8 protein-coding genes are annotated in these 9,531 nt (G+C 70.5%); all 8 read right to left on the reverse strand.

Annotation, left to right across the window (positions count from 1 at the left end):
* Positions 1–167 precede the first annotated feature (167 nt).
* The 8 genes from ACWGI8_RS32005 to ruvC all read right to left on the reverse strand — a co-directional run bounded on the left by ACWGI8_RS32005 (position 168) and on the right by ruvC (position 9,387).
* Positions 168–2,705, reverse strand: a complete 2,538-nt coding sequence (locus tag ACWGI8_RS32005; protein ID WP_453666251.1) for a RelA/SpoT family protein — start codon at positions 2,703–2,705, stop codon at positions 168–170.
* A 157-nt stretch (positions 2,706–2,862) separates the two neighbouring features.
* Positions 2,863–3,405, reverse strand: a complete 543-nt coding sequence (locus ACWGI8_RS32010; RefSeq protein ID WP_453666253.1) for an adenine phosphoribosyltransferase — start codon at positions 3,403–3,405, stop codon at positions 2,863–2,865.
* Positions 3,402–4,502: a protein translocase subunit SecF gene (gene secF / locus ACWGI8_RS32015; protein WP_453666255.1), complete on the reverse strand. Its 1,101-nt coding sequence runs from the start codon at positions 4,500–4,502 to the stop codon at positions 3,402–3,404. The genes ACWGI8_RS32010 and secF overlap by 4 nt, the downstream gene beginning before the upstream one ends.
* 1 nt (position 4,503) lies before the next feature.
* Entirely contained in the window at positions 4,504–6,252 is a 1,749-nt protein-coding gene (secD, locus tag ACWGI8_RS32020) for a protein translocase subunit SecD (protein WP_453666257.1), read from the reverse strand.
* A gap of 147 nt (positions 6,253–6,399) precedes the next feature.
* Positions 6,400–6,915 carry a preprotein translocase subunit YajC gene (gene yajC / locus ACWGI8_RS32025; protein WP_453666259.1) on the reverse strand — a complete coding sequence of 172 codons (516 nt, stop codon included), beginning with the start codon at positions 6,913–6,915 and terminating at the stop codon, positions 6,400–6,402.
* A gap of 164 nt (positions 6,916–7,079) precedes the next feature.
* Positions 7,080–8,162: a Holliday junction branch migration DNA helicase RuvB gene (ruvB, locus tag ACWGI8_RS32030; RefSeq protein ID WP_453666260.1), complete on the reverse strand. Its 1,083-nt coding sequence runs from the start codon at positions 8,160–8,162 to the stop codon at positions 7,080–7,082.
* A gap of 89 nt (positions 8,163–8,251) precedes the next feature.
* Entirely contained in the window at positions 8,252–8,860 is a 609-nt protein-coding gene (gene ruvA / locus ACWGI8_RS32035) for a Holliday junction branch migration protein RuvA (RefSeq protein WP_453666262.1), read from the reverse strand.
* Positions 8,857–9,387: a crossover junction endodeoxyribonuclease RuvC gene (gene ruvC, locus ACWGI8_RS32040; protein ID WP_453666264.1), complete on the reverse strand. Its 531-nt coding sequence runs from the start codon at positions 9,385–9,387 to the stop codon at positions 8,857–8,859. The genes ruvA and ruvC overlap by 4 nt, the downstream gene beginning before the upstream one ends.
* Between the last annotated feature and the right edge of the window lie 144 nt (positions 9,388–9,531).

The raw sequence follows: 9,531 nt of genomic DNA on the forward strand, positions 1-9,531 counted from the left end.
GGTACGGGTTCCCGTACCGGGGCCTTCGTATGTCCGGCTGGGGCGTGGCCGCTGCCCGGCTGTGCCCACGCGGCGCAGCCGCACGATCGGGGGTGCTGCCGCCCCCCCGCTCCTCGATCGCCGGAGGGGTTCACCGGCCGTGCGGGGGTCCGGGGCTCGCCCCGGCGCTACGGACGCCGCGCCGATGTCACCCGGTACACGTCGTACACGCCCTCCACGCCCCTGACCGCCTTCAGGACATGGCCCAGGTGCTTGGGGTCGCCCATCTCGAAGGTGAAGCGGGAGGTGGCGACGCGGTCGCGGGAGGTCTGGACGGCCGCGGACAGGATGTTGACGTGCTGGTCGGACAGGACGCGGGTGACGTCCGAGAGCAGCCGGGAGCGGTCCAGGGCCTCGACCTGGATGGCGACCAGGAAGACCGACGACTGGGTGGGGGCCCATTCGACGTCGAGGATCCGCTCGGGCTGCTGGGACAGGGAGTCCACGTTGACGCAGTCCGCGCGGTGGACGGAGACTCCGCTGCCGCGGGTGACGAAGCCGATGATGGGGTCGCCGGGGACGGGCGTACAACAGCGGGCGAGCTTCACCCAGACGTCGTCGACGCCCTTGACGACGACACCCGGGTCGGCGGCGGCTCGGCGCTTGCGGCCGCGGACCCGGGACGGCGGAGCGGTTTCGGCGATGTCCTCGGTGGCGGCCTCCTCACCGCCGAGGGCCTGGACGAGCTTCTGGACGATGCTCTGGGCGGTGACATGGCCCTCGCCGATCGCCGCGTACAGCGAGGAGATGTCGCTGTAGCGCATCTCGTGGGCCAGCGTCACCAGGGAGTCGCCGGTGAGGATGCGCTGGATCGGCAGGTTCTGCTTGCGCATGGCGCGCGCGATGGCGTCCTTGCCCTGCTCGATCGCCTCGTCGCGGCGCTCCTTGGAGAACCAGGCGCGGATCTTGTTGCGGGCGCGCGGCGACTTGACGAAGCCGAGCCAGTCGCGCGAGGGGCCCGCGCCGGTGGCCTTGGAGGTGAAGACCTCGACCAGATCGCCGTTGTCGAGGGTGGATTCGAGCGGCACGAGGCGTCCGTTGACGCGGGCGCCTATCGTGCGGTGGCCGACCTCGGTGTGCACGGCGTACGCGAAGTCGACGGGGGTGGCGCCCGCGGGGAGCGCGATGACGTCGCCCTTCGGCGTGAAGACGAAGACTTCGTTCCGGGACAGGTCGAAGCGGAGGGACTCCAGGAACTCGCCCGGGTCCTCGGTCTCCTTCTGCCAGTCCAGGAGCTGTCGCAGCCACGCCATGTCGTTGATGGCGTCCTTGTCCTTGCCGGCGCCCTTGGGGACGTCCGTACGCACCTTGGAGGCACCGGCGGAGGGATCCTGCTTGTACTTCCAGTGCGCGGCGATGCCGTACTCGGCGCGGCGGTGCATGTCGAACGTGCGGATCTGGAGTTCGACGGGCTTGCCGTTGGGTCCGATGACCGTCGTGTGCAGCGACTGGTACATGTTGAACTTCGGCATCGCGATGTAGTCCTTGAACCGCCCCGGGACCGGGTTCCACCGGGCGTGGACGGTGCCGAGCGCCGCGTAGCAGTCGCGGACGGTGTCGACGAGGACGCGGATGCCGACCAGGTCGTAGATCTCCGCGAAGTCACGGCCGCGGACGATCATCTTCTGGTAGACGCTGTAGTAGTGCTTCGGCCGGCCGGTGACCGTCGCCTTGATGCGGGCGGCGCGCAGATCGGACTGGACCTCGTCGGTCACTATGGCGAGGTATTCGTCGCGCTTGGGCGCCCGCTCGGCGACGAGCCGCACGATCTCGTCGTACATCTTGGGGTAGAGGATCGCGAAGGCGAGGTCCTCCAGCTCCCACTTGATGGTGTTCATGCCCAGCCGGTGCGCCAGCGGGGCGTAGATCTCCAGCGTCTCGCGGGCCTTCTTCTCCTGCTTCTCCCGCTTGAGATAGCGCATCGTGCGCATGTTGTGCAGACGGTCGGCGAGCTTGATGACCAGGACGCGCGGGTCCTTGGCCATGGCGACGACCATCTTGCGTACGGTCTCGGCCTGCGCGGCCTCGCCGAACTTGACCTTGTCGAGCTTGGTGACACCGTCGACGAGGAGGGCGACCTGGTCGCCGAAGTCACGGCGCAGGGTGTCCAGGCCGTACTCGGTGTCCTCGACGGTGTCGTGCAGCAGTCCGGCCATCAGGGTGGCCGGGTCCATGCCCAGCTCGGCGAGGATCGTGGTGACGGCGAGCGGATGCGTGATGTACGGGTCGCCGCTCTTGCGCTTCTGGCCGCGGTGCCAGCGCTCGGCGACCTGGTAGGCGCGCTCGACCTGGCGGAGCGTCGAGGTCTCGATCTTCGGGTCGTTGCTGCGGACGATCCGCAGCAGGGGCTCCAGCACCGGGTTGTACGGGCTGGAGCGCTGGACGCCGAGGCGGGCGAGGCGGGCGCGGACCCGGTTGGAGGAGCCGCCGGAGCGAGCCGCAGGAGCCGGCGCAGGCGCCGGGGTGGGCTTCGAGGCCGACACAGAGGCAGAGGCCGAGCCGTTCGCACTCCCCCAGCCCTCGGCCGGAGAAACCCCCGTCCGACGCTCGGGCGCCGCGGACCCGGTCGGCTCCGCGGACTTCTTCTCGGGCGTGACAGGGGCCGCCACAGCCTTGTCGGCCTGCTGGTCGGGCTGCGCGGTCGCGGGCTGGGCCTCGTCTGGCAAGAGCGCTCCTCGTGGCATCCGGGTCCCCCGGTCAGGCCCGGAGATCCCATGGTATCGATCCCGGGCGCCGGGCTCGCCCCGGGACGGTGGACTGTCCAGAACGCGGAACGGGCACCCGGTGTTCCCGGGTGCCCGTTCCGTATGCCTCGAAGGCTGGTCAGAGGGTGATCAGAGCCTTGAGCGGGGCCCCGCGCAGGGCCGGCTCCAGGCGGGCCCGGCCGCCGAGGAAGCCCAGCTCCATGAGGATCGCGACGCCCGCGACCTCGGCGCCTGCCCGCCGGATCAGCTCCAGCGACGCCTCGGCCGTGCCGCCGGTGGCGAGGACGTCGTCGATGACCATGACGCGGTCGTCCGCGTCGAGGTCCTCGGCGTGCACCTCGATCTCGGCGCTGCCGTACTCCAGCTCGTACGCCTGCGACAGCGTCGCTCCGGGGAGCTTGCCCGCCTTGCGTACGGGGACGAAGCCGAGGCCCGCCCGCACCGCCACCGGCGCGGCCAGGATGAAGCCGCGCGCCTCCAGGCCCACGATCTTCGTCGCGCCGTGCGTCACGCACAGCTCGGCGAGGGCCTCGGTGAGCGCGGTGAAGGCCGCCGGGTCCGCGAGGAGGGGTGTGATGTCCTTGAACATCACGCCCGGCTTCGGGTAGTCCGGCACATCGCGGATGCGGCTGAGCAGCAGCTCCTGAGTGGTGGCGGTCATCGGCGCTTCCCCGAGGGGCGGCCCCGGCCGCGGCCGCGCTGGCCGACGACGGCACCGGCCGCCGCAGGCGCGTCCTGCGGCGCGTCCGGGCCCGCAGCGTCGGGCTCCTCTGCGGACTCGCCCTTGGCGGCCGCGGCCGCCCGCTTGGCGAGAACCCGCTTCTTCAGGGCCTTCATCTGCGGCTCGCGTTCCTTCAGGTCGGCGACCAGCGGAGTGGCGATGAAGATCGACGAGTACGCACCGGCGGCGAGACCGACGAACAGCGACAGCGAGATGTCGTTGAGCATGCCCGCGCCGAGGAAGCCGCCACCGATGAAGAGCAGACCGGCGACCGGCAGCAGCGCCACGACCGTGGTGTTGATGGAACGCACCAGCGTGCCGTTGATCGAACGGTTGGCGATCTCGCTGTACGTCCAGCGGGTCTGCTTGGTGATGTCCTTCGTGCCTTCCTTGAGGCTGTCGAAGACGACCACCGTGTCGTACAGCGAATAACCGAGGATCGTGAGCAGACCGATCACCGTACCCGGCGTGACCTCGAACCCGACCAGGGCGTAGATACCCACCGTGATCGTGATGTCGTGGATGAGGGCCACGAGAGCCGCGACCGCCATACGCCATTCGAAGGCGATCGCCAGATAGATCACCACGAGGATCATGAAGACGCCGAGGCCGGTCCAGGCCTTGTTGGCGATCTGCTCACCCCAGCTGGGGCCGACCAGCTCCGCGTTGATCTCGTCCGCGGGGAGCTTCATGTCGTCGGCGAGCTGCTTGCGCACCTCGTTGGACTGCGCGGTGTCCAGCTCGCTGACCTGGATGCGCAGCGTGTCGTTGCCGAGCTTCTGGACGATCGCCGGGTGGCCGGAGGCCTCCTGCGCGTACTCCTGGGCCTGGGTGACGGACACGCTCGTCTTCGGGGTGGTGAAGACGGCACCGCCCTTGAACTCGATGCCCATGTTGAGACCCCGCACCGCCAGGCCGACGATGGCCGTGATGGTGATCAGGATCGAGATGCCGTACCAGATCTTCCGCTTGCCGATGAAGTCGTAGCCGACCTCACCGCGGTAGAGCCTGGCGCCGATGGTGCCGAGACGCGACATCTCACGCCTCCTTCGGGTCGATGGGGGCGGAGACACGGCGCGTACGGCGCAGCGGGGGCTTCGCACCGAGACGCTTCGGGTCCAGTCCGGACCACGGGTGGCCGCTGGAGAAGAACTTCGTCCGGGCGAGGATCGTCATGATCGGCTTGGTGAAGAAGAACACGACGACGACGTCGAGCAGGGTGGTCAGACCGAGCGTGAACGCGAAGCCCTGGACCTTGCCGACGGTGACAATGAAGAGCACCGCCGCGGCGAGGAACGACACGAAGTCGGAGACCAGGATGGTGCGCCGGGCGCGCGGCCAGGCCCGCTCGACGGCCGGGCGGAGCGTACGGCCTTCGCGGATCTCGTCACGGATGCGCTCGAAGTACACGATGAACGAGTCGGCGGTGATACCGATCGCGACGATCGCACCGCAGACCGCCGGCAGGTTCAGCGCGAAGCCGATGGCCGGGCCGAGCAGGGACATCAGGGTGTACGTGAGGATCGCCGAGACCAGGAGGCTCAGCAGGGCGACGATGGACAGGCCGCGGTAGTACACCAGCAGGTAGATCACGACCAGCGCGAGGCCGATGGCGCCCGCGATGAGGCCGGCCTTGAGCTGCTCACCGCCGAGCGCGGCGGTGACGGTCGTGACGCTCTGCTCCTGGAAGCTCAGCGGCAGGGCGCCGTAGCTCAGGATGTTGCCCAGGTCCTGGGCGGACTGCTGGTCGAAGCTGCCGGAGATCTCGGCGCTCGCGCTGAGCGTCTGGTTGACCTGCGGGGCGGAGACGACCTCGCCGTCGAGCACGATCGCGAACTGGTTCATCGGCGAGGGCTGCTGCGACAGCTTGCTGGTGATCGCCTGGAACTTCTTCGAGCCCGCGCTCGTGAAGTCCATCTGGACGATCCAGATGCCGCGCTGCGGGTCGAGGACGCCCTTGGCGTCGTCGACGTCCTTGCCGTTGACCTCGGCCGGGCCCAGGAGGTACTTCTCCCAGATGCCCGCGCTGTTCTTACCGCAGGCGGCGGTCGGGTCCTCGGGCTTCACGCCCTTGCCGGCGTTGGCACGGGCCGTCTTGTCCAGGCAGTTCAGCGCGGTGAACTTCTTCTCCGCCGCGGTCGTGGCGGGGTTGCCGGTGGGCGTCGGCGCCGGCGGCTGGGGGGCCTTCGGCTTGTCCGTGGCGGCGCCGGTCGGAGTGGGGGTGGGGGCCTTCAGCGCGTCGGTGACGGCACGGCCCTGGGTGGTGGGGCTGGAGCTGGGCGCGGTCGCCTTGTCCTTGCCGTCCGTGGCCTTGTCCCCCGGCTTGCCCGACGGCGAGGCGCTCGGGCTGGCGGAGGGCTGCGGCGTCGCCGGACCACCGGCCGCCACGTTGAGCACCGGGCGGAAGTACAGCTGGGCGGTGGTGCCCACCTGCTTCTGGGCCTGCTCCGAGTTCGTCCCCTTGGGGATGTTGACGATGATGTTCTCGCGGCCCTGGGTCTGGACCTCGGACTCGGAGACGCCCAGACCGTTCACACGACGCTCGATGATGCCGACCGCGGTGTTCATGTTGGTCTCGTTGACCGAGCTCTCCTTGCCGGGTTCCGGCACGGCCTTGAGCGTGATCGTCGTACCGCCCGCGAGGTCGATGCCCAGCCGCGGGGTGGTGTGCCCCGACCAGAACATCCCGCCGGTCAGCGCGGCCATGACGACCAGGATCAGAACCAGGGCACGCCCCGGCTTGCCCTGACCTCCCGGCGCCCTTCGGCCCTTCTTCGGTGCTGCCACCTTCTCGTTTCTCCCTGTCCTACCGTCCCGCGCCGGGTGTGCGACGTGACGGCCACGAAGTGTTGTGGGGACCTGCCCCCGCGGAAGAAGTCGGCACGCACCGGGGACCGCGGGCGCCGATGGGCGCGCCGCGGTCCCCGGTCGCGGCTACTTCGCGTCGGTGTCGCCGTCGCTCTTGTCGTCGCCCTTGGCGTCCTTGGCCTCGGGCGCGGCCTCGGCGTCGTCCGCCTCGTCCTTCTTGCCCAGGTCGATCTTGGCATCCGCGGCGTCGTCGGGGGCCCCGGCGTCGGTCAGCGAGGTGGGGGTACCTCCCGCGCCGCCAGGCGCAGGGGGCGCGTCGTCCGGGACGGCCGGGGTGTCGCTCTTGAGGTCGCTGTCACCGTCGCCGTGCACGATGCGGTTGTACTCCTCGTCGTCGAGGACGGCACCGATGGCGTTCTTCGCGAACACGAGGTGGACGCCGGGCGCGGCCTCGAGGAGGACCGTGTCGTCGTTGACCTCCTTGACGGTGGCATAGAGGCCGCCGATGGTCCGCACTCCGGCGCCGGGCTGCATCTGGTTCCGCATGTTCACCGCCGCCTGCTGCTTCTTCTTGGCAGAGCGGGTCATCAGGAACATGGCCCCGATGAGCACGATGAAGGGGAGAAGGGTCACGATATCCACGGGACGGAATTCCTTCGCACGACCGCGATGGGGAGCGGCCTGATCTACGGGGGTGGGTAAGCCGTCCTGGACGGGCGGCATCGGCGGAGTCTAAGCGAGTCCGCATCGATGGAACAACGCCCAGCATGGCACCCCGGTTCCCGGCCCGGCGACCCTCCGCGCCGTCACGCCCCGAACAGGCCCTGTTGTCCGCTTGCGCCTGCGCCCTGCTGCTGCGGCGGTACGAGGCCGAGATGCGCCCATGCCGCGGGCGTGGCCACCCGGCCACGCGGAGTGCGGGCCAGCAGCCCTTCCCGTACCAGGAACGGCTCGGCGACCTCCTCGACGGTCTCGCGCTCCTCCCCCACGGCCACGGCGAGGGTCGACAGACCGACCGGCCCGCCGCCGAACAGCTTGAGCAGGGCCTGCAGCACCGCCCGGTCGAGCCGGTCGAGGCCGCGCCCGTCCACCTCGTACACCCCGAGGGCCGCGGCCGCGATGTCGCGGGTGATCCGGCCGTCCGCCTTGACCTGGGCGTAGTCCCGGACGCGGCGCAGCAGCCGGTTGGCGATACGGGGCGTGCCGCGGGAGCGGCCGGCGATCTCGGCGGCACCTTCGGTGTCCGTCTCGACGTCGAGGAGCCTGGCGGAGCGGTGGATGACCCGCTCCAGCTCGGCGGGCTCGTAGAACTCCATGTGCGCGGTGAAACCGAAACGGTCGCGCAGCGGCGGCGGCAGGAGTCCGGCCCGGGTGGTGGCGCCGACCAGCGTGAACGGAGGGAGCTCCAGCGGGATGGCGGTGGCGCCGGGGCCCTTGCCGACGATGACGTCGACCCGGAAGTCCTCCATCGCCATGTAGAGCATCTCCTCGGCGGGCCGCGACATGCGGTGGATCTCGTCGAGGAAGAGGACCTCGCCCTCCTGGAGGGAGGACAGGATCGCCGCGAGATCACCGGCGTGCTGGATGGCGGGGCCGGAGGTGATACGGATCGGGGCGCCCATCTCCGCCGCGATGATCATGGACAGAGTGGTCTTGCCCAGTCCGGGCGCACCGGAGAGCAGGACGTGGTCGGCGGTGGCGCCGCGCGCGAGGGCCGCCTTCAGGACCAGGTCCAGCTGCTCCCGTACACGCTCCTGGCCGACGAACTCGTCGAGCGACTTGGGGCGCAGCGCCGCCTCGACGGCTTGGTCCTCCCCGTCGGCGGCCGCGCCGACAAGCCGTCCGTCGGCGGAGTCGTCGGTCGGCGGTGCGGTGTCGTCCCAGTTCACAGTGGATTGCCTCGCGGGTTCGGCGGGTTCGGCGGGTTCGGCGGGTTCGGCGGGTTCGGCGGATCGCGGATCGGGGACTGCGGGGTCCGTCAGCGGGTGCGGTTGAGGGTCTGGAGCGCAGCCTTCAGCAGCTGGCCCACGTGCGGCGCGCCGCCCGCCGCCTCTGCCTGCGGCGCGACCGCGGTGACCGCCTCGTCGGCCTCGCGCGTCGCGTAGCCGAGGCCGATCAGCGCGGCGTGCAGCTGGTCGCGCCAGGACTGGCTGACCGGGGCGCCGACGGCCGGCGCGGAGCCGAGCGGTTCACCGAGCCGGTCCTTCAGCTCGAGCAGCAGCTTCTGGGCGCCCTTCTTGCCGATACCGGGGACGGCGGTCAGCACCTTCTCGTCGTCGGTCGCGACCGCGCGCCGCAGCGCGTCCGGGCTGTGCACGGCGAGCATCGCCTGGGCGAGGCGCGGGCCGACACCGCTCGCAGTCTGGAGCAGCTCGAAGACCTGCCGCTCGTCGTCGTCCGCGAATCCGTAGAGCGTGAGGGAGTCCTCTCTCACGACCAACGACGTGGCGAGCCTGGCCTCCTGACCGATCCTCAGCTCCGACAGCGTGTTCGGCGTGCACTGGACGGCCATGCCGACGCCGCCGACCTCGATCACGGCGGTGGTGGGGGCGAGGGCGGCCACCGGGCCGCTCACAAAGGCGATCATGAAGTGCGGCCTTTCGCTGCGTGCAGGGCGACTGCCTGCTGGAGCCGGTTCTGGGCAGGGGCTCGCCAGATGTGACAGATGGCGAGGGCGAGGGCATCGGCCGCGTCGGCGGGTTTCGGCGGGGCGTCGAGCCGCAGCAGCCGCGTCACCATCGCGCCGACCTGCGCCTTGTCGGCGCGGCCACTGCCGGTGACGGCGGCCTTGACCTCGCTCGGGGTGTGCAGGGCGACGGGCAGGCCGCGGCGGGCGGCGCAGAGCATGGCGACGGCGCTGGCCTGGGCCGTACCCATGACCGTACGCACATTGTGCTGGCTGAACACCCGCTCCACCGCGACCAGTTCGGGCCGGTGCGTATCCAGCCATTCCTCTATGCCGCGCTCGATGGCGACCAGCCGGTGGCCGATGTCCGCATCGGTGGGGGTGCGCACGACACCGACGCCGAGCATCGTCAGCGGGCGGCCCGCGACGCCCTCGACCACGCCGATTCCGCACCGGGTCAGCCCCGGATCCACCCCCAGCACGCGCACGTGCCCACCCTCCCCTCTTCGCGGCCGAGCCCCCGCCGCTCTCGCGGAGCCGGCCACTCGCCGCCCTGGCTGCTCAATCGATGATTGCGGTCGCCAGACTAACCGCTGCCTCTGACAACGCGACGGGCCGACGGGGTGTGTCCC

It is taken from the genome of Streptomyces sp. NPDC054841 (assembly GCF_053611045.1).

Excerpts from the sequence above, each read along its gene's own strand:
- ACWGI8_RS32010 (WP_453666253.1), bottom strand. The coding sequence starts at position 3,405 with ATGACCGCCACCACTCAGGAGCTGCTGCTCAGCCGCATCCGCGATGTG.
- secF (WP_453666255.1), bottom strand. The coding sequence starts at position 4,502 with ATGTCGCGTCTCGGCACCATCGGCGCCAGGCTCTACCGCGGTGAGGTC.
- ruvA (WP_453666262.1), bottom strand. The coding sequence starts at position 8,860 with ATGATCGCCTTTGTGAGCGGCCCGGTGGCCGCCCTCGCCCCCACCACC.